Source organism: Arthrobacter sp. SDR-2R, assembly GCF_057747955.1.
This window is the reverse complement of sequence record NZ_CM173231.1, coordinates 1,168,462-1,186,659: the sequence shown is the minus strand read 5'-3', so window position 1 is coordinate 1,186,659 and position 18,198 is coordinate 1,168,462. Positions and strand designations below refer to the sequence as shown.

The 18,198-nt window shown below is 66.8% G+C and carries 19 protein-coding genes; 7 read left to right on the top strand and 12 right to left on the bottom strand.

Annotation, left to right across the window (positions count from 1 at the left end):
* The first annotated feature begins 27 nt into the window (after positions 1–27).
* From aceB to AC3ANU_RS05490, 3 genes are read left to right on the top strand one after another with little or no spacing between them, the layout of a single operon-like run.
* Positions 28–1,626, top strand: coding sequence for a malate synthase A (aceB, locus tag AC3ANU_RS05500; protein ID WP_488315605.1), 1,599 nt, complete (start codon positions 28–30; stop codon positions 1,624–1,626).
* A gap of 1 nt (position 1,627) precedes the next feature.
* Positions 1,628–2,905 carry a DUF6986 family protein gene (locus AC3ANU_RS05495; protein WP_478222888.1) on the top strand — a complete coding sequence of 426 codons (1,278 nt, stop codon included), beginning with the start codon at positions 1,628–1,630 and terminating at the stop codon, positions 2,903–2,905.
* 17 nt (positions 2,906–2,922) lie between these two features.
* Positions 2,923–3,735, top strand: a complete 813-nt coding sequence (locus AC3ANU_RS05490; protein ID WP_134165446.1) for a bifunctional allantoicase/(S)-ureidoglycine aminohydrolase — start codon at positions 2,923–2,925, stop codon at positions 3,733–3,735.
* A gap of 85 nt (positions 3,736–3,820) precedes the next feature.
* Here the strand turns inward: AC3ANU_RS05490 and AC3ANU_RS05485 are convergent, their stop codons facing one another.
* A complete protein-coding gene (locus tag AC3ANU_RS05485; RefSeq protein ID WP_142071011.1) occupies positions 3,821–5,002 on the bottom strand; it encodes a zinc-dependent alcohol dehydrogenase in 1,182 nt (393 codons plus the stop codon).
* A 192-nt stretch (positions 5,003–5,194) separates the two neighbouring features.
* Here AC3ANU_RS05485 and AC3ANU_RS05480 point away from each other — a divergent pair, with 192 nt between their 5' ends.
* Complete coding sequence (locus AC3ANU_RS05480; RefSeq protein WP_056391418.1) at positions 5,195–5,443, top strand: hypothetical protein; 249 nt, start codon at positions 5,195–5,197, stop codon at positions 5,441–5,443.
* 37 nt (positions 5,444–5,480) lie between these two features.
* On the opposite strand, the gene AC3ANU_RS05475 is transcribed toward AC3ANU_RS05480, so the two are convergent.
* The 3 genes from AC3ANU_RS05475 to AC3ANU_RS05465 all read right to left on the bottom strand — a co-directional run bounded on the left by AC3ANU_RS05475 (position 5,481) and on the right by AC3ANU_RS05465 (position 8,407).
* Positions 5,481–6,194: an HAD family hydrolase gene (locus AC3ANU_RS05475; RefSeq protein ID WP_056391421.1), complete on the bottom strand. Its 714-nt coding sequence runs from the start codon at positions 6,192–6,194 to the stop codon at positions 5,481–5,483.
* Positions 6,194–6,484, bottom strand: a complete 291-nt coding sequence (locus tag AC3ANU_RS05470) for a hypothetical protein (RefSeq protein ID WP_018770571.1) — start codon at positions 6,482–6,484, stop codon at positions 6,194–6,196. The genes AC3ANU_RS05475 and AC3ANU_RS05470 overlap by 1 nt, the downstream gene beginning before the upstream one ends.
* Before the next feature lie 114 nt (positions 6,485–6,598).
* Positions 6,599–8,407, bottom strand: coding sequence for a glycoside hydrolase family 15 protein (locus tag AC3ANU_RS05465; RefSeq protein ID WP_056391424.1), 1,809 nt, complete (start codon positions 8,405–8,407; stop codon positions 6,599–6,601).
* 61 nt (positions 8,408–8,468) lie between these two features.
* Between AC3ANU_RS05465 and AC3ANU_RS05460 the strand changes: the two genes are divergently transcribed.
* Both AC3ANU_RS05460 and AC3ANU_RS05455 read left to right on the top strand, forming a co-directional pair.
* A complete protein-coding gene (locus tag AC3ANU_RS05460; protein WP_056391426.1) occupies positions 8,469–9,200 on the top strand; it encodes a DUF72 domain-containing protein in 732 nt (243 codons plus the stop codon).
* Positions 9,201–9,232: 32 nt separating this feature from the next.
* Positions 9,233–10,345, top strand: a complete 1,113-nt coding sequence (locus AC3ANU_RS05455) for an App1 family protein phosphatidate phosphatase (protein WP_261377375.1) — start codon at positions 9,233–9,235, stop codon at positions 10,343–10,345.
* Positions 10,346–10,366: 21 nt separating this feature from the next.
* Here the strand turns inward: AC3ANU_RS05455 and AC3ANU_RS05450 are convergent, their stop codons facing one another.
* The 4 genes from AC3ANU_RS05450 to AC3ANU_RS05435 all read right to left on the bottom strand — a co-directional run bounded on the left by AC3ANU_RS05450 (position 10,367) and on the right by AC3ANU_RS05435 (position 13,298).
* Positions 10,367–11,914 carry a glycoside hydrolase family 1 protein gene (locus AC3ANU_RS05450; RefSeq protein ID WP_478223411.1) on the bottom strand — a complete coding sequence of 516 codons (1,548 nt, stop codon included), beginning with the start codon at positions 11,912–11,914 and terminating at the stop codon, positions 10,367–10,369.
* A 97-nt stretch (positions 11,915–12,011) separates the two neighbouring features.
* On the bottom strand, positions 12,012–12,389 hold the full coding sequence (locus AC3ANU_RS05445) for a hypothetical protein (protein WP_018770576.1): 378 nt from the start codon (positions 12,387–12,389) through the stop codon (positions 12,012–12,014).
* A gap of 41 nt (positions 12,390–12,430) precedes the next feature.
* Positions 12,431–12,808, bottom strand: coding sequence for a J domain-containing protein (locus tag AC3ANU_RS05440; protein WP_488315604.1), 378 nt, complete (start codon positions 12,806–12,808; stop codon positions 12,431–12,433).
* A 64-nt stretch (positions 12,809–12,872) separates the two neighbouring features.
* On the bottom strand, positions 12,873–13,298 hold the full coding sequence (locus tag AC3ANU_RS05435; protein WP_026265970.1) for an Hsp20/alpha crystallin family protein: 426 nt from the start codon (positions 13,296–13,298) through the stop codon (positions 12,873–12,875).
* Between the two features lie 144 nt (positions 13,299–13,442).
* On the opposite strand from AC3ANU_RS05435, the gene AC3ANU_RS05430 reads away from it, so the two are divergent.
* Complete coding sequence (locus AC3ANU_RS05430; RefSeq protein ID WP_056391447.1) at positions 13,443–13,760, top strand: MerR family transcriptional regulator; 318 nt, start codon at positions 13,443–13,445, stop codon at positions 13,758–13,760.
* A gap of 60 nt (positions 13,761–13,820) precedes the next feature.
* Here AC3ANU_RS05430 and AC3ANU_RS05425 read toward each other — a convergent pair whose 3' ends face one another.
* From AC3ANU_RS05425 to AC3ANU_RS05410, 4 genes are all read right to left on the bottom strand, one after another.
* The gene (locus AC3ANU_RS05425) at positions 13,821–14,618 is read right to left on the bottom strand and encodes a phosphatase PAP2 family protein (protein ID WP_018770580.1); all 798 of its coding nucleotides are present in this window, start codon (positions 14,616–14,618) and stop codon (positions 13,821–13,823) included.
* 96 nt (positions 14,619–14,714) lie between these two features.
* The gene (locus AC3ANU_RS05420; protein WP_488315603.1) at positions 14,715–16,562 is read right to left on the bottom strand and encodes a S8 family serine peptidase; all 1,848 of its coding nucleotides are present in this window, start codon (positions 16,560–16,562) and stop codon (positions 14,715–14,717) included.
* A gap of 95 nt (positions 16,563–16,657) precedes the next feature.
* Entirely contained in the window at positions 16,658–17,536 is an 879-nt protein-coding gene (locus tag AC3ANU_RS05415; RefSeq protein ID WP_018770582.1) for an NAD-dependent epimerase/dehydratase family protein, read from the bottom strand.
* 46 nt (positions 17,537–17,582) lie between these two features.
* Positions 17,583–18,176 carry an adenylate kinase gene (locus tag AC3ANU_RS05410; protein WP_056391456.1) on the bottom strand — a complete coding sequence of 198 codons (594 nt, stop codon included), beginning with the start codon at positions 18,174–18,176 and terminating at the stop codon, positions 17,583–17,585.
* Between the last annotated feature and the right edge of the window lie 22 nt (positions 18,177–18,198).

The following is an 18,198-nucleotide window of genomic DNA, read 5'->3' as shown; positions in this document are numbered from 1 at the left end:
ACTTCCAGCCTAAGGAAAGGACCAGAAATGGCCATCACCGTCACAGATCCCCGGCCGATCGACCGCGCAGAGGAGATCCTCACCCCCAAGGCACTGGCCTTCGTGGAGGAACTCCACAACCGGTTCGCCGGCACCCGCAACGAGCTCCTGGCAGCCCGTGCCGTCAAGCGGCAGCGGGTGGCGGAAACGGGCAAGCTCGACTTCCTGCCGGAGACGCAGGACGTGCGCGACGGCGACTGGAAGGTTGCGCCGGCACCGGCAGCTTTGCAGGACCGCCGGGTGGAAATGACCGGCCCCGCCTCGCCGGCCAAGATGGCCATCAACGCCCTGAACTCCGGCGCCAAGGTGTGGCTGGCGGACCTCGAGGACGCCAGCACGCCCACCTGGGCCAATGTCATCGATGCCATCCTCAACCTCCGCGACGCCGCCCAGGGCACGCTCAGCTACACCTCGGAGGAAGGCAAGGAGTACCGCCTCCGCACCGACGCGCCGCTCGCCGTGGTGGTGGCCCGGCCCCGCGGCTGGCACATGCAGGAGAAGCACCTGCTGGTGAACGGTGAACCCGCGGTGGGTGCGCTGGTGGACTTTGGCCTGCACTTCTTCCACATCGCCAAGCAGCTGGTCCTCAACGGGCAGGGGCCGTACTACTACCTGCCCAAGATGGAGAGCCACCTCGAAGCGCGGCTCTGGAACAACGTGTTCGTGTTCGCGCAGGACTTCCTCGGCCTGAACCAGGGCACCATCCGCGCCACGGTGCTGATCGAGACCATCCCGGCCGCCTTCGAGATGGACGAGATCCTGTACGAACTGCGGGACCACGCCTCCGGCCTGAACGCCGGCCGCTGGGACTACCTGTTCAGCATCATCAAGTACTTCCGCGATGCCGGTGAGGAGTTTGTCCTGCCGGACCGCGCCTCCGTGGCGATGACCGCCCCCTTCATGCGCGCCTACACCGAACTCCTGGTCAAGACCTGCCACCGGCGCGGCGCCTTTGCCATGGGCGGCATGGCCGCGGTCATCCCCAACCGGCGCCACCCTGAGGTCACCGAAGCGGCGTTTGAAAAGGTCCGCGCGGACAAGACCCGCGAGGCCAACGACGGCTTCGACGGTTCCTGGGTTGCCCACCCGGACCTGGTCCCCACCTGCCGCGAAGTCTTCGACTCCGTCCTGGGTGACAAGCCCAACCAGGTGGACAAGCAGCGCCCCGAGGTTTCAGTTACCGCGGAGCATCTGCTGGACGTGCAGTCCGCCGGGGGCCAGGTCACCGAGGCCGGCCTGCGCCTGAACCTCTACGTGGCCGTTGCCTACACGGCCGTGTGGCTGTCCGGGAACGGCGCCGTGGCCATCCACAACCTCATGGAGGACGCCGCCACGGCCGAGATTTCCCGCTCGCAGGTGTGGCAGCAGATCCGCAACAAGTCCATCCTCGCGGACACCGGCAACACGGTCACCAGGGAGCTGGTGGAAAAGATTTTGGCGGAGGAAACCGAGCGGCTCCGCACCGAATTCGGGGACGAGGCGTTCCGCCGCTACTACCAGCCGGCCAGCGAACTGATCGCAGACATCTGCCTGTCGGATGATTACACCGACTTCCTCACCACGCCCGCCTACGAGCTGGTGGGCTGAGATGGCAGCAGCATCCAGGCCCTCGCTGTCCGCAGGGGACCTCGCGCACATCGACGGGCAGCTGGCCGCCACCGACCGGCTGCTGGAGCGCAACTACCCGGGCGACGACGGCTCCCGCCAGCCCGTGCATACGGTCTACGTGCCCGCGGACCGGTTCACGCCGTCGTTCGCTGCCGACTGGGGCGCCCAGGCGCTGGCTGTGCCCAACGCCCACGGCGGCCTGGAAGCACTGGGCCGGCTCCTGGGCCAGGAAGGCAGCCTCGCCGAAGCAGTCGCCGGGCGCGTGGAAGCGAAGCTCACCAGCGAACCTATCGAGGACCTGCGCCTCGATTTTGAGGACGGCTTCGGGGACCGGGGCGACGACGCCGAGGACGCCGCCGCGGTTGCCGCGGCGTCCGCGGTGGCCGCCGCCGTCTCGGCCGGGTCCGCTCCCCCGTTCATCGGCATCCGCTTCAAGTGCTTCGAGGCGGCCACCCGTGCGCGGGGGCTGCGCACCCTGGACTTGTTTGTCTCCGGCCTCGCCGCCGCCGGCGAACTGCCGGAGGGCCTGGTCCTGACCCTGCCCAAGGTCACCACCGTGGCCCAGGTCCAGGCAATGGACTACGCGGTGTCGCGGCTGGAGGAAGTCCACTCGCTGCCCGCCGGACGGCTCCGCTTCGAGGTCCAGGTGGAGACGCCACAGCTGATCCTCGGCCCCGACGGCACCTCCCCGGTGGCGCAGCTGCCGCATGCCGTGCCGGGCCGGATCAGCGGGCTGCACTACGGCACCTACGACTACTCGGCGTCGCTGCAGATCTCTGCCGAGTACCAGTCCATGGAGCACCCGGTGGCCGACTTCGCCAAGGAGGTCATGCAGCTGGCCGTCGCCGGCACCGGCATCAGGCTCTCCGACGGGTCCACCAACATCATCCCGGTGGGCGACAACGTGGAGAACGCCTGGCAGCTGCACGGGCGCCTGGTCCGCCGGTCGCTGGAACGCGGCTACTACCAGGGCTGGGACCTGCATCCGGCCCAGCTTCCCAGCCGGTTTGCCGCCACCTATGCGTTCTACCGCGAGGGCCTGCCGGCCGCCGCCGCCCGCCTGCGGAACTATGTGGAGCGGACCGAAGGCGGCGTCATGGACGAGCCCGCCACCGCACGGGCCCTGGCCGCCTTCGTGCTCCGCGGCGTCCAGTGCGGCGCAGTCGGTGCGGATGAAGTCCAGGCGCTTGCCGGCGTCGGGATTCCGCAGCTCACCGCGCTGGCGCACCCGCGGCTCGCCACCACGTCAAACTCCTAAGAAAAGGACCTTCGTTCATGGGCAAGTACTACTACCCGCAAGGCGGCCTGCCGCCGCAGACCCACCTCACCACCGAGCGCGCCATCGTCACCGAGGCTTACACGGTCATCCCCAAGGGCGTGCTGACGGACATCGTCACGTCCAACCTGCCCGGCTTCTCGAAGACCCGCTCCTGGATCATTGCCCGCCCCATCTCCGGTTTCGCCACCACGTTCTCGCAGCTGATCGTGGAAATCGCTCCCGGCGGCGGGGCGCCGAAGGCGGAGTTCGAGGAAGGCGTTGAGGGCGTCGTCTTCGTCACCAAGGGCACGGTCAACCTGACCCTCGACGGCGGGCTGCACCAGCTGGAGGAGGGCGGCTACGCCTACCTGGCGGCCGGCGCGCAGTGGGGGCTGGAGAACATCTCCGACGACATCGTGTCCTTCCACTGGATCCGCAAGGCCTACGAGCGCCTGGAAGGCTATGAGGCCAAGTCCTTCGTCACCAACGAAAAGGACGTGGCGCCCACGTCCATGCCGGACACCAACGACGTCTGGAAGACCACCCGCTTCACGGACTCCAGCGACCTCGCCCATGACATGCAGGTCAACATCGTGACCTTCCAGCCGGGCGGCGTGATCCCGTTCCCGGAAACCCATGTCATGGAGCACGGCCTGTACGTCCTGGAGGGCAAGGCCATGTACCTGCTGAACAACGACTGGGTGGAGGTGGAGGCCGGCGACTTCATGTGGCTGCGTGCCTTCTGCCCGCAGGCCTGCTACGCCGGCGGCCCGGGTGAGTTCCGCTACCTGCTCTACAAGGACATGAACCGCCAGGTGAAGCTCACCTAGGAGTTTTCCGGCCTGTCCGGACAGGAGCAGGGGCGGTTACGGATTTCCGTAACCGCCCCTGCTTGTGTGTACAGACACCCGGGCATCAGGCGCCGGGGTTGAGGACCACCTTGATGCAGCCGTCTTCCTTCTTCTGGAACTTTTCGTACAGGGCGGGCGCACCCTCCAGGCCGGAGCGGTGGGTGACCAGGTCCATGACGCCAAGCGGATCGGCGTCGTCCTCCACCAGCGGGATGAGCTGGTCCGTCCAGTTACGGACGTTGCACTGGCCCATGCGCAGCTGGAGCTGCTTGTCGAACATGGTCATCAGTGGCATGGGGCTGGCTTCGCCGCCGTAGACGCCGCTCAGCGACAGGGTGCCGCCGCGGCGGACAGCGTCGATTGCGGTATGCAGCACGGCCAGCTTGTCCACGCCGGCAGTCTCCATCGCTTTCTGTGCGAGCTTGTCCGGCAGGAGGCCAAGGGCCTGGTGGGCGAAGCCGGCCACCGGGGAACCGTGCGCCTCCATACCGACGGCGTCCACGATGCCGTTCGGGCCCCTGCCGTCTGTTATCTCCCGCAGTTCGTCGGCGACGCCTTTGCTGTAGTCAAGGGTTTCCACGCCGTGGCGGGCGGCCATTTCACGCCGCTCCGGGACCGGGTCCACACCAATGACCCGGTAACCGCGGTGGATCCCGATCCGGGTGGCGAACTGGCCTACGGGCCCCAGCCCGAAGACCGTCAAGGTGCCACCGGGCTGGACATTGGCGTACTCCACGCCCTGCCACGCAGTGGGCAGGATATCGGAAAGGAACAGGTAGCGTTCATCCGGAAGCTCGCTGCCCACCTTGATGGGGCCATAATCCGCGTGCGGGACGCGAAGGAATTCCGCCTGCCCGCCGGGTACGGATCCATACAGCTCGGAGAAACCGAACAGTGCCGCGCCGGAACCCTTCTCCTTCACCTGTGTGGTTTCGCACTGCGACTGCAGGCCCTGGCTGCACATGAAGCAGGAACCGCAGGAGATGTTGAAGGGAATCACCACGCGGTCGCCCTTGCGGAGGTTGGTGACGCCGCTTCCCACTTCTTCCACGATGCCCATCGGCTCGTGGCCGATGACGTCGCCCTTGTGCATGTATGGCCCGAGGACTTCGTAGAGGTGCAGGTCCGAGCCGCAGATGGCTGTGGAGGTGATCCGGACAATCGCATCCGTCGGTTCCTGGATGACGGGATCGGGTACTTCTTCAACGCTTACCGACCGTTTTCCTTGCCACGTCAGTGCTTTCACAGTCTCCCTTTCACTCTGTCCTGCCGCCGGGCTCTCTCCGGGGGCGTGCGAAGGGCGCCTGCCGGCACCCTTTCTTCGACGCTATCTGTTTTAGGGAAAAAAAGTAAGCATGCTGATGAAAACCTTGTGACCGCCGTCGACTGCTCCTAGCGTAGGAAGGGCAGGCAAAAGACAACGGGAAAGAGGAACGCCATGTCGCTGTACCAGCCGGAACCAGTCGAGATCTCCACCCGCATGCGTCCGGGTGAATGGACGGAAGAAAGCCTGGCTGAGCTGGTCAGCACCTACCGCGCGCGGATCGCGGAAATGGGCGCGCCCGCAGCAGAGGTGGCCACTGACATCGAGCGGAATGACGACGGCTCGGTGAAGGTGGTGGTGTCGTGGACGAAGCCCGCCGTCGCCGGCAACGAGGATTCGGTGCCCGGCGGCCAGCCGTTATGACCGCCGCCAGGCGTGGGTGCCGTCAAGCGGGGTGCTGTCAGGCGTTCGGCTGGAGCGCGAGCAGCCGGCCAATGGCACTTGAGCCCAGGTTTTCCAGCAGGTCGCGCGGTCCCTGGTAGACCTCCGCCGCGCCGGCGTCACGCAGCTGGCCGGCCTGGATTCCACCGCAGGTCACGCCGATGGAAGGGATCCCCAGCGCCGCCGCCGCCTTCATGTCCCATACCGCGTCCCCGACGTAGACAACGTTTGCGGCATCGAGGCCGGTGGCCGCCAGGGCCGCCTCCAGGATGTCCGGCGCAGGCTTGCTTTCCTCCGCATCATTCGCGCTGGTGGCGGCATCGATGAAGGGGTCGGCGTCGAGGACGGACCGCATCACCTGGAGGTCGCGGTCCCTCGCCGAGGATGCCAGGGCCACAGCCAGCCCGCCTGCATGGCACCGGCCTAACAGTTCCTTGGCCCCGTCGAGGGCGCGGAGGGAGGGCCAGTGCGAGGCATACAGCGCGCCGTGGCTGGCCATGATGTCCTCATCCTCGCCGCGGTCGCGGCCGGACGGCAGGAGATTGTCCACCAGCCGGGCGCCGCCCATGCCAACGAGTTGGTGAATGGCCGCCATGGGCACGTCGTGGCCGTACTGGCGGAACGCCCCCCACCAGGCGACGGTGTGGATGTAGGACGAGTCGATCAGCGTCCCGTCAACGTCAAAGAGGACCCCCCGGCGCGGGCCGCCCGGGGGTGGAGTGGAACCCGGCATCAGCTCACGGCTGCCCGTCGTGCCTCCGGCGCTTTCTTCCGCCGGGCCGCCTCCTCCTTGGGGGAGTTGACGGGCCGCACGCGGTCGCGGATGACCGATCCGGCCCCGTCCAGGCTCTTGTCCCGGATCAGGCCGGTGCCGGCAATTTCCCGGGCCATCGCGACGCCCGCCACAGCAGCCCTCTTGGTGGGAAAGGTTACCGAGATGGCCATCAGGTTCCCGCTTCCGTCCATCATCCTGATCCGGTACCCGCCGTCGGGGGCATCAACGAGCTCAAAATATCCGGCCATAACTATCACTCCTCCATCAATCACGGCGCTGTGCTTGGGAGCACTCCATGAGGTATTAGTAAGTATACTTATCTATCCTGCGAAGGAGAAGTTCCAGCCCCGGTCCGCGCCGCCTCAGCGCGAATCCACCCCTTCAGGCGGAATGGGGCTGTCACTGCGCCGAACCGTATCCTGATGCAGCTCCAGGGCGCTAGTCACAAGGGCAAAATGGCTGAACGCCTGCGGCGTGTTGCCCAGCTGACGCCTGGCTTTCACCGCCCATTCCTCGCTTAGCAGCCCGACGTCGTTGCGCAGTTCCAGCAGCCGCTCAAAGAGTTCGCGGGATTCCTCATGGCGGCCCGCCCCCAGAAGCGCCTCCACCAGCCAGAACGAGCACGCCAGGAAGACGCCCTCGTCGCCCGGCAGGCCGTCGTCGCTCTGCTCCGGCCGGTACCGCAGCACAAACCCGTCCTGGGTCAGCTCCCGCTGGATTGCTTCGATGGTTCCCACCACCTTGGGATCATCGGGCGGCAGGAACCCCACCCTGGGAATCAACAGCAGGCTGGCGTCCAGCTCCGGACGGCCGTAGGACTGGACAAACGTATTGCGCTCCGCGTCGAAGCCGTTGGCCATGATGTCCTTGCGGATCTGGTCCCGCAGCAGCTCCCAGCGCTCCACGGGGCCCGGCAGGCCGGACTCGCGCACACCCTTCACCATCCGGTCCGCAGCCACCCACGCCATGACCTTGGAGTGGGTGAAGTGCCGGCGCGGCCCACGCATCTCCCAGAGCCCGTTGTCCGGCTGGTCCCAGATGGTTTCAAGGTGCTCCATCAGCGCAATCTGCACGTCCCAGGCCTCGTCCGTATGCGTCAGCAGCGAGTTCCGGGTCAGCGCCAGGCAGTCAAGGACCTCACCCCATACATCCAGCTGGAACTGCTCAGCCGCCGCATTCCCGATCCGCACCGGTACCGAGTTCTCGTAACCCTTCAGCCACGGCAACTCCATTTCCGGCAGCCGCCGCTCGCCATGGATCCCGTACATGATCTGCAGGTCGGCGGGGTCGCCGGCCACGGCCCGGAGCAGCCAGTCCCGCCAGGCAGCGGCCTCCGCGGTGTAGCCGGCCGCCAGCAGCGCCTGCAGCGTCATGGCGGCATCCCGCAGCCAGCAGTAGCGGTAGTCCCAGTTACGCTGGCCGCCCGGCTGCTCCGGCAGCGACGTTGTGACGGCCGCGACGATCCCGCCGGTTGGGCCATACGTCAGCGCCTTGAGCGTTATCAGGGAACGGACCACGGCCTCCCGGTACTTGCCCTTGACGGTGCATTGCGAGGACCAGCCCCGCCAGAATGCAAAGGTGCTGTCAAGGACTACTTCCGCGTCCACGGATACCGGGCGTCCCACATGGCTGGGCGCCCAGGTCAGCACGAAAGGTACCTTTTCGCCTGCATTCACGGTGAAGTCGCTGACAGTGTGCATGTTCTCGCCATGCAGGGGTGCCGGAGTGACCAGGTAGACGGCATCCGGACCGGCGATCGCGTGCAGCCCGCGCTTGTCCTTGCGCACCCACGGAATGATGTGCCCGTAGTCGAACCTCAGGACCAGTTCGCCGTGCATCCTGACGCTGCCGCTGATGCCTTCCACAATCCGGACGATGTCAGCGACGGAATCACGCGGCGGCATGAAATCGGTGATGCGCACGGTTCCGTCCGGCGTCTCCCACTCCGTATCCAGGATGAGGGTGCCCTCGCGGTAGCTCCGGCGGGTGCATTCGCCCCCTCTTTCCGGAGCCAGCAGCCAGCGCCCCGAGTCCGGCGTGTCCAACAGCGAATTGAAGCAGGCAGGGGAATCGAACCTCGGGAGGCAGAGCCAGTCGATCGAGCCTTCCCTGCTGACCAGGGCTCCGGTCTGAAGGTCGCCAACAACGGCATAATCTTCGATTCGCGCCATGACATTACCCTGCCACACCCGGGCCCGAACGGAAGGGGAAGCCCGGTGTAGCCTGAGGCAAATGGGAATCCACATCGGCACCTCCGGCTGGAGCTACGACCACTGGGAGAACGTCCTGTACCCGCCCGGGCTGCCCGTGCGGGACCGGCTCCAGTGCTACGTCGCCGAATTCAGCACGGTGGAACTGAACGCCAGCTTCTACCGCTGGCCCAGGGATACCACCTTCGCCGGATGGAACAGGCGCCTGCCGCCCGGGTTCGCCATGTCCGTCAAAGCTCCCAGGGGACTCACGCACGCGCGGAAACTGTATTCACCGGAAGTCTGGGTGGAGCGGATTGCCCGCTGCTGGCACGAACTGGGGGACAAACGTGCCGTGCTCCTGGTCCAGCTGCCGCCCCAATTGGAGCGCGACGACGCCAGGATGGACTACTTCCTCGCTGCGGTTCCGCCGTGGATCAGGGTTGCCGTGGAGTTCAGGCACCCGAGCTGGGACTGCCCTGAGGTGTTTGCCCTGCTGGAGCGGCACCAGGCCGCCTACTGCATCATGAGCGGCGCCAACCTGCCCTGCATCCTGCGGACCACCGCCTCCTTCGCATATGTCCGGCTGCACGGACCCGACCACCAGCACCTCTACGGCGGCTCCTACTCGGACGCCGACCTCCACTGGTGGGCCGACCGGATCCGTGAGTGGGACGGCGCGGGCATCGATGTCTACGCGTACTTCAACAACGACGGCGGCGGGAACGCCGTGTGGAATGCCCGGACCCTGCGCGCGATCCTCGGCAACGGCTGATGCCCGCTGCCGCCCTGTGGCAGAGTGGTGGCATGGACTCGGCCCCGCAGAACCCCGACCAGGACACGGCACGCCCACCCCGGCGGAACACGAAGGGCCGCACCGCCCTGTCCGGAAGCCAGTTCTTCCGGCTGGCACACCGGTTGTCGGACGCGGTCAACGACGTCCGGATCCAGCTCGCCAAGCGGTGGAAGTTCGTGCCGCAGACCATCGCGTACCAGGGTTATGGCTCCACCACCCGGGTGCGCGTCCTGGGCAGGGTACTGCTGACACAGAAGCCGCCGCCCGGAAGCAAGGCCGAGCACGCGGCCAGGAACGGCAACCAGAACATCCGCGGCTGGCGGGCGTTCACGGGGGTGCCGTTGCAGTTTTCCGACGTCGAAATCACCATCGGTGATGTGGTCACCCACGTCACGGCGGACCGGGGCGGGCTGATCGACACCGAGGTGGACGTGCAGCTGTCCCCCGGCTGGCACACTGCCGTGCTGCGGGCCGAGGGAACCGAGCCGGCGGAGGCACTGATCCAGGTGATCGCTCCGGGCGTGCAGTTCGGCATCGTCTCGGACATCGACGACACCGTCATGGTGACCGCCCTGCCCCGGCCCTTCCTGGCCCTGTGGAACACCTTCGTGCTCAGCGAACGGGCGCGCATGGCCACTCCGGGGATGGCCGTGCTGCTGGACCGGCTGACCATCGAGCACCCTGAAGCCCCGGTCATTTACCTGTCCACCGGCCCCTGGAACGCGGCCCCCACCCTGGCACGGTTCCTGACCCGCAACATGTACCCCAAGGGCGCGCTGCTGCTCACGGACTGGGGACTCACCCAGGACCGCTGGTTCCGCAGCGGCCAGGACCACAAGCACCGCAACCTGGAGCGGCTGGCCCAGGAATTCCCGGACATGCGGTGGCTCCTGATCGGCGACAACGGACAGCATGACGAGGCCATCTACTCCGCCTTTGCCGCCGAAAATCCGGACAAGGTTGCAGCAATCGCCATCCGGCAGCTGTCCGTCAGCGAATCCGTGTTCGCCGGCGGCCACTCCGAGGACGGCGACCACACCACCTCCCGCGTGCCGTGGATCTACTCGCCCGACGGCGCCGGCATCGCCAAGCAGCTGGCCATGCTGGACCTGCTCCGGGGCTGAACGGCTCCCGGCTGCGCAGCCTTACTGCGCGTTGGCACCCAGGGGTGCGCCGTCGTCGGGCAATTCACTGTCCAACAGCTCCGGAACCGCTGCCTGCGCGATGGCCGCCCCGGCCGCGGCAGCCAGGTCGCGTTCCTCGATGAGCTCCTGGAACCAGAAGTAGGACGCCTTGGGTGTGCGGTCGAGCGTTTCGAAGTCCACGTGCAGGAGGCCGAACGGCTGGTTGTAGCCGGCGGACCACTCGAAGTTGTCCAGGAAGGACCACACGTAGTAGCCGCGCAGGTCCACGGATTCGGCCACCCCACCGGGCGCCGTGGCCCGGAGCGCGGTTTCAAGGTGGTCTGAAATGTACTTCAGCCGCCGCTCGTCCGGGATGAACCTGGTGTTGGTGGACTTGTCCCGGACAATGATGTCCTCGAAGCTGGCTCCGCCCTCGGTGATGATCACGGGCGGCAGGTTGGGGTACCGCTCGGCCATCTCCTTCAGGGCCACGGCCATGTACTCCGGCTTGACCGGCCAGCCGTATGCGGTGACGTCCGCTTCCGGCCACGTCTCCACGTGGAAAGGCGTAGCGCCGTTTCCGGCCGCGCTGAGGTCGCTGCCCATGGCCTCGGCCATGCTGGCCGGCACGGCGCCGTTGCCCGGCCCAACGGCCACCTTGGTGGGCATGTAGTAGTTGAGCCCGTAGAAATCGAGGGGCTGGGAAATGATCTCCATGTCCTCTTCGGGATGTTCGAAGGAGCTGAAGAACTTGGCCGCGCGGATGAGGTCCGGGTACCTGCCCGTCAGGACAGGGTCCGCGTAGAGCCGGTTCTGCCCCAGGTCCATAAGCCCCGCGCTGATCTTGTCCAGCGGGTTGATGGAGTTGGGCACCATGGGTGAGTAGACGTTGGTCATGCCGATTTCGCCGGGCACCCGCGCCGCGCGAAGGGCCTGGACGGCGAGCCCGTGGCCCAGCAGCTGGTGGTGGACCGTGGGGAAGGCACCCAGGGCCAGCTCCTTGCCTGGGGAGTGCAGCCCCAGCGAGTAGCCGTTGGCGCTCACCGTTGCCGGCTCGTTGATGGTGACCCACCGGGCCACCCTGTCACCGAAGGCATCGGCCACGAGCGCCGCGTACTCCCCCAGCCGGTAGGCGGTGTCCCGGTTCATCCAGCCGCCGGCCTCATCCAGTTCCAGGGGCGTATCCCAGTGGTAGATGGTGGCCATGGGCGAGATTCCGTTGGCCAGGAGCTCGTCCAGGAGCCGGTCATAGAACGCCATGCCTGCGCGGTTGGCCGGGCCGGTGCCGCCCGGCTGGATGCGCGGCCAGGAGAAGGAGAACCGGTAGGAGTCAACGCCGAGCTGCTTCAGGAGGGCCACGTCCTGCGGCATCCGGTGGTAGTGGTCCGTGGCCACCACCGGGCTGTGGTCCTCAACGATGGCACCGGGCCGGGCAGCGAACCTGTCCCAGCCCGCCGGCCCCCGTCCATCCTCGTCCAGCGCCCCTTCGATCTGGAATGCTGCGGTTGCGACGCCAAGCGTGAACCCCGGGGGGATGAGCGCTGCGAGGTCCTTGGCGGTGATGTGCATTGGGGTCCAGCCTTTGGTCACGGTAGTTAGGGTACGTCCCAGAATGTCACAGCGGAGGTCGGCTGACGAGCAGCAACTCCGCTCCCGGCGCCGGCAACTACTGGGTGCCGAACAGGAACTCCTTGGCGTGCGCCACTGCCTTGCGGAAGGCATCATTCCGGAGCGTCACCAGGTGTTCCGTGTCGTCGTCGGACGGCTCCAGGTAGCCGGTGTACCCGGGCCGCAGGACCCAGATGTCCCCGCCCGGCGGGAGGTAGAACACGCCGAAGGAACGCTGCTGCCTCTCATCGGCGGTCCATACCGGAACCACCGCCAGCGCAGCACCCGTGGTGGGGTTGATCCACTGTGCCCGCGGCAGAGGCTGTTCGTGCGCCTCCGGGTCCAGGAAGGGCGCGGTTCCCTCGCCCCACCGCTGCTCAAAGCGTTCGAAGAATGCAGGAATGAGGTGTGAATCGTAGCGCCGCCAGTCGCCCATGCAGTTTTCCGCCTCCTTGGATCAATGGCCCAGGGCCTGGATCAGGACCAGGGCCCGCTTTCCCACCGCACCGGGGTGACGCGGATGGGAGGTCCGGACTGCCCGCCACGGCTGCGGACTTTCCGGACCGGAATGTTGGTGGGCGCAGCTGCCGCCAGCTTCCTGTCGTAGTCGGCGCGGCGCCCGGGGTCACGCAGCACGTTAAACGCCTGCATGATCCGGAGAAGTTCCTCCCCCTGTGCAGTGTTGCCCTTCTCCGCCGTCGTATCCCCCATGGTCTCCATGCCTTCGTAAGCCCGCCCGCCGTCCATATCCGGATGGTGGGTGCGCATGAGGGCGCGGTAGGCATGCGAGATTTCCTGGCGGCCGGCGTCCCGGCCTACGCCCAGGATGGCGTAGTAGTCGGGGAGATCAGTCATCCTGCCTCCTGTTTCGCCGGCGCCCCGCCCGGAGGGCCAGGGGCGCCGGCACGAAAGCATGGTCCTAGCTGCCGATCTGGTGCTTCTCGCCCTGCTGGGTCTGGATCTCGATCTTGCGCGGCTTGGCCTGCTCGGCAACCGGAATCCGCAGGGTCAGGACACCCTGGTCATAGCTGGCCTTGATGTGCTCGGTGTCCAGGGTGTCACCCAGGATCAACTGGCGGCTGAACACGCCCCGGGGACGCTCAGAGGCCACGAGCTCCACGTTGGGCTGCGTGGGGTCCTTGCGCTCCGCCCGGACGGTCAGGACGTTCCGCTCAACGTTCAGGTCCAGGGAATCCACGTTCACACCGGGAAGGTCGAACGCCACCACGAATTCCCCGTCTTCCTGCCACGCGTCCATGGGCATGGCTGCCGGGCGGGCGGAGGTTCCAAAGACCTGCTGCGTGAGCCGGTCCAGCTCACGGAACGGGTCCGTACGCATCAACATCATTTCCCACTCCTTTAGCTTCCAGGTGCTGGATCTGCAGCTACCCACCACCTCCTTTAATCTATGGTGGTGGATATAGATTTTTTATAGCACTCGTGCAAAACTGAAGCAAGGTACCAGCGGAAGCGATTTTTGGGAGAAAGAATGGCGGATCCTGAAGCAGGTCGGGCTGGCCGCTCCCCCGGTTCACGGGCCCTGTACGCCATCTCGGTGGCGGCGGAGCTCACGGGAACCGGACAGCAGAACATCAGGCTGTACGAAACCAAGGGACTGTTGACGCCCTCGCGGACGGCGGGCGGCACGCGCCAGTACAGCGACGACGATATTGCCGTACTGCTGCGGATCGGCGAACTCCTGCAGGAGGGGTTGAACCTGGCGGGCGTTGCGAAGGTACTGGAGCTGGAGGCAGCCAACGTGAAGCTGCACCGGGCACTCAAGCGGGCAAAATCGCGGCCGCAATAAGTGGGCCAGCAAGTGGCCCAGTAAGCGGGATCCGGTTCCCGGACTGCTCCCGGTAAGCTCCTACTCTCCGGTGGATTCGGCCCTTGACAGCTCTCCGGTGATCGGTTCCCCCGGAATCCTGGCCGTCCGCCACGTGTCAAGCGCGATGACCCCGGAGAGGATGAGCAGCGAGAGCGCGAACGACGCCAACGCATCCGTGGGCCAGTGGTAGCCAAGGTACAACCGGCTGGCGATAGCGAGGATGATGCCGATCCCGGCCCCGATGAAGCCGAACACCGCGGCACGCGGGTTCCGGCGCCGGGAGAAAATCAGGTAGGCGCCCACCAGCAGGAAGTCGCAGGCCCCCAGGACGTGCCCGGACGGGAACGAGAAGGTCTGGTCCGCGCCGAACAGCATCTGGTCCACGGGGGGCCGGGAGCGCTGGACGATGTGGAGGATGATTTGCGAGATGATCACTCCGGTCAGCATCGCGGAGGCGAGCAGGATGGGGCGCCAGGCGTGCTTGGCTGCGAATCCCCAGACAAGGATCACCACCAGCACGATGATGGGCAGCGCGATGGGGCCGAAAATCACCGCCAGGAAGATCATGATGGCAGTGACGGCCGCTGAACGGGTGGTCAGCAGCCAGTCATGCACGGGAGTGTCGGCAACGGAAAGGCCGTCGGCCTGCACCACGCTGACCAGGGTGGCAATGAAGAGTGCCAGCCCCACGACGGCCAGGATGATCGACGCGCGGTACAGGCCCCGCCGGTCGGCAGGGTCCACGTAGCGTTCCTCCACCACGAACTTCTCGTGGAAGGCGTGCCACCTTCCCGCTTTCCGTTCAGAGACTGCGGAACCTGCTGATTTCTGTGCCAATGTGCTGCCCGTCCCTACGCCGCGGAAGATGCGTGCCGTGATGAATGCCTAGGGTGAAGATTATCCCGGCCACGGCCCATTCACTCCATCAGGCGGCTAGAAAGAGCCGGTGGTGAACTGCCAGCTCCGGCTGGCGAGGGGGTTGCCGGCCAGGTCCCGGATGCCGCTGGTCCCGCCCGTGAGGGTCACGGTGTACCGCGTCTTGGCGGCGAGGGTCTCCTGGGGGTCAAGGATCCACTGGTTGGTGGTGCCGTTGCGGTAGGCCGTTGCTGCCACCACGGCGCCGGTGGCCGGGTTCTTCAGGGTGAACGTGGTGGTGTTAAGGCCCTGGACCGCCTCGCTGAAGGTGGCGCTGATGCTGCTGCTCCTGCGGACCAGGAGGGCGTTGCTGCCCGGCGAGTAGCTGGTGACGCTGGGCGCGGGGCCAGTGGTGAACGTCCAGCTGGTGGACGCCAGCGGGGTGCCTGCGGCATCGCGGATGGCCGAGGCTCCTCCTGTCAGGATTGCGGTGTAGCTGGCATCGGGGGCAAGGCTTGCTGCCGGGTCAAGGGTGGCGGTCAGGGTGGTGGCGTTGTACGTGACGGTGGCCGCGATGCTGTTGCCGGCTGCATTCCTGAGCACGAACGTCCCGGCGCTCACGCCCTGAACAGCGGTGCTGAAGGTGGCCGTGACGTTCGTTCCAGCTGCCACGGCGGTGGCCTTGGCGGCCGGTGAAACAGACGTGACAGCGGGTGCAGGGGCAGGCGCAGGTGCAGGTGCCGTTGCCCCGGTGTACAGCAGGCGGTTCGGGGTTCCCGCGGAGGCGCCGGCGATGACGCCGGACGTGGCATTGGCTACCAGTGCCGCTGCTACGTCGGCCGGTGCCAGGGCAGGGTTCTGCGACAGCAGGACGGCGGCTGCTCCGGCGGTGTGCGGCGCGGCCATGGAGGTTCCGGACATGGATGCGGTGGCGGTGGTGGAGGTGTAGTAGTCGGAGGTGATGCCGACGCCGGGCGCATACAGGTCCACGCAGGACCCGAAGTTGGAGAACGAAGCCTGCTTGTCGGCGGAGTCGCTGGCTGCCACCGTGACAGCCCCGGGGACGCGGGCGGGCGAAGCGGTGCAGGCATCCACGGCGGAGTTTCCTGCGGCAACCACTGTGGTGACGCCGTCGTCAAGAACTGCCTGGATGGCGGCGTCCACGGTGCTGCTGGCCGCTCCGCCCAGGCTGAGGTTTGCCACGGCGGGGGTTCCGGCCGCATGGTTGGCGGCGATCCAGTCCAGGCCGGCCACCACGTCCGAGTTGTAGCCGGACCCGCTGCAGTCGAGCACCCTCACGGGCACCAGCTTGGCGCTCTTGGCGACGCCATACGTGGCTCCGGCCACGGTTCCGGCCACGTGGGTGCCGTGGCCGTTGCAGTCGGTGGTGCCGTTGCCGTCCGCCACCGCTGTCCAGCCTGCCGCAACCCGGCCACCGAAGTCGGTGTGCGATGCCAGGATGCCGGTGTCCACCACGTAGGCGGTCACCCCGGCGCCCGCCGCGGTCCACGAGTACGAACCGGAGAGCGGAAGGGTCCGCTGGTCTGCGCGGTCCAGGCCCCAGGGGGCGGGCTGCTCGGTCCCGGAAACCTTGACGGGGGCGTCGGGCTCCACGGACAGCACCTTCCCGGACCTGGCAAGGGCTGCCGCCTGCGCGGGGTTGGCCGTGACGACGGCGCCGCGGACTGCATGCTCGAAGGTACGGCCGACGGCGAGGCCCTGGCCGCGCAGCCCGGACACCTCGGCTGCGAGGTCGGCAGTGGCGGCGTACTGCACGATGTAACGGCCGGTTGCGGCGGCGGGGGCAGGAGCAGCAGCCGCCGGCAGGGACACGGTGGAAAGGCCGACGGCGGAGAGCAGCGCCGTGAGGGCCGGCAGCACGAAGAATCGGGTACGAATTTTGGGGTCCTTGTGGTGGCGGGGCAAGGGGGGATACCAAAAGGATAGGAGCCGGAAGCACACGGCTTCCGGCTCCTTGGATGATCCTTCGCGAACCCTCGGCGATTCCTGCGGACCGGTGGTTATCGCTGGCTTTCCACCGTGTTGGAGCCGGCCGCCACGTGGTTACGCCAACTGTGCTCGGGTTCGAAACCGAGCAGGCGCCGCGCCTTGTCGATGGACAGCATCGTTTCGTGCTCTCCCAGGTCCTTGGTGACCTTGACGCCGGGAAAGACCTCTTCCGCCAGGCTGGCGCTTGACCGGCTCATCACCGTGTCAGCGTTGGCGATGATGAAGGCTTCGAACCCTGGTTTGGCGTTCTCCAGCGCACGTACTACGGCCTGCGCGCCGTCCCTGCCGTCGATATAGCCCCACAGGTTCCACTTCCGCAGCGTCGCGTCGGCGTCGAAGGAGGGGAATTTGGCGTAGTCGGCCTCGTCCATGACGTTGGAGAACCGCAGGCCGGTGATGCTCAGTTCGGGGTCCCACCGCGTCATCTCCACAGCCATCTGCTCCTCCAGCGTCTTCACCAGCGAGTAGGTGCTTTCCGGCCGCGGCGGGTACTCCTCATCCACCGGGATGTAGGGCGGGTCGATGTCGAACGGCAGCCCCAGGACCGTCTCGCTGGAGGCGTACACCACCTTCTTGATGCCGGCGCGCCGCGCCGCCTGGAAGACGTTGTAGGTGGACAGCATGTTGTTTTCGAAGGTGGCTGCGTCCGGAAGGATGCCCGGGGCGGGAATGGCACCCAGGTGCACCACGGCGTCGAACCCGTCATGCCGGTCATCAACGCCCAGCAGCGCGTCCACCACCTGGCCGTAGTTGCGCAGGTCAACCACCAGCAGTTCCGGGCTGCGGGCACCCGCACGGTCCAGGGTGAGGACCTGGTGGCCGTCGCCTGTCAGCCGGCGCACCACGTGCCGCCCCAGTTTTCCGCTTCCGCCTGTAACGGCAATTCTCATCACTGTTTCCTTTTGCTCGAGTGCGTTCACCGTGCGGTGTTTTCGGTCAGGACGGGGGTTGCGGGGCTGCAAGGAACTTTTCGACGGCGGCGATTGCCAGTGCAGTTATCCCGCCCGGGTCCCCGCTGCCGTTGACGGACACAAGAATGCCCCGGCCCGCGTACACCGAGACTACTTCATGCGTCTGGCGGTGGTAGAGGTCCAGCCGGCGCCTGAAGACGTCGATGGTGTCATCCGTGCGCCCCTGCTCCAGGGCGCGGCGGTGCATCCGCTGCTCCAGTTCCTCGTCGGGCGCCTGCAGTTCGATCACGGCGTCCAGCGCATGCCCCTGTGCCTCAAGCATGCGGTCGAGTTCCAGTACCTGTTGAGCTGTCCGCGGATAGCCGTCCAGCAGGAACCCGTGCATCGCGTCGCTTTCGAGGAGACGGTTCTTGACCAGCGCGTTGGTGAGGTGGTCCGGTACGAAATGGCCGTCATCCAGGTACCGGGCGGCCTGGTTCCCCAGGTCGGTCTGTTGGCTGACGTTGCTCCGGAAAATATCCCCGGTGGAAACGGCAGGGACCCGGAAGTGCCGCGCGAGGTGTTCGGCCTGGGTTCCCTTGCCGGACCCTGGTGGTCCAATGATGAGCAGCCTGGTCATGTTCCTGTCCCTCCGCCGCTGA

Bases quoted from the DNA above. Each gene is read 5' to 3' on its own strand.
- aceB (WP_488315605.1), top strand. From the start codon at position 28: ATGGCCATCACCGTCACAGATCCCCGGCCGATCGACCGCGCAGAGGAG.
- AC3ANU_RS05495 (WP_478222888.1), top strand. From the start codon at position 1,628: ATGGCAGCAGCATCCAGGCCCTCGCTGTCCGCAGGGGACCTCGCGCAC.
- AC3ANU_RS05490 (WP_134165446.1), top strand. From the start codon at position 2,923: ATGGGCAAGTACTACTACCCGCAAGGCGGCCTGCCGCCGCAGACCCAC.
- AC3ANU_RS05480 (WP_056391418.1), top strand. From the start codon at position 5,195: ATGTCGCTGTACCAGCCGGAACCAGTCGAGATCTCCACCCGCATGCGT.
- AC3ANU_RS05475 (WP_056391421.1), bottom strand. From the start codon at position 6,194: ATGCCGGGTTCCACTCCACCCCCGGGCGGCCCGCGCCGGGGGGTCCTC.
- AC3ANU_RS05470 (WP_018770571.1), bottom strand. From the start codon at position 6,484: ATGGCCGGATATTTTGAGCTCGTTGATGCCCCCGACGGCGGGTACCGG.
- AC3ANU_RS05465 (WP_056391424.1), bottom strand. From the start codon at position 8,407: ATGGCGCGAATCGAAGATTATGCCGTTGTTGGCGACCTTCAGACCGGA.
- AC3ANU_RS05460 (WP_056391426.1), top strand. From the start codon at position 8,469: ATGGGAATCCACATCGGCACCTCCGGCTGGAGCTACGACCACTGGGAG.
- AC3ANU_RS05455 (WP_261377375.1), top strand. From the start codon at position 9,233: ATGGACTCGGCCCCGCAGAACCCCGACCAGGACACGGCACGCCCACCC.
- AC3ANU_RS05450 (WP_478223411.1), bottom strand. From the start codon at position 11,914: ATGCACATCACCGCCAAGGACCTCGCAGCGCTCATCCCCCCGGGGTTC.
- AC3ANU_RS05445 (WP_018770576.1), bottom strand. From the start codon at position 12,389: ATGGGCGACTGGCGGCGCTACGATTCACACCTCATTCCTGCATTCTTC.
- AC3ANU_RS05440 (WP_488315604.1), bottom strand. From the start codon at position 12,808: ATGACTGATCTCCCCGACTACTACGCCATCCTGGGCGTAGGCCGGGAC.
- AC3ANU_RS05435 (WP_026265970.1), bottom strand. From the start codon at position 13,298: ATGTTGATGCGTACGGACCCGTTCCGTGAGCTGGACCGGCTCACGCAG.
- AC3ANU_RS05430 (WP_056391447.1), top strand. From the start codon at position 13,443: ATGGCGGATCCTGAAGCAGGTCGGGCTGGCCGCTCCCCCGGTTCACGG.
- AC3ANU_RS05415 (WP_018770582.1), bottom strand. From the start codon at position 17,536: ATGAGAATTGCCGTTACAGGCGGAAGCGGAAAACTGGGGCGGCACGTG.
- AC3ANU_RS05410 (WP_056391456.1), bottom strand. From the start codon at position 18,176: ATGACCAGGCTGCTCATCATTGGACCACCAGGGTCCGGCAAGGGAACC.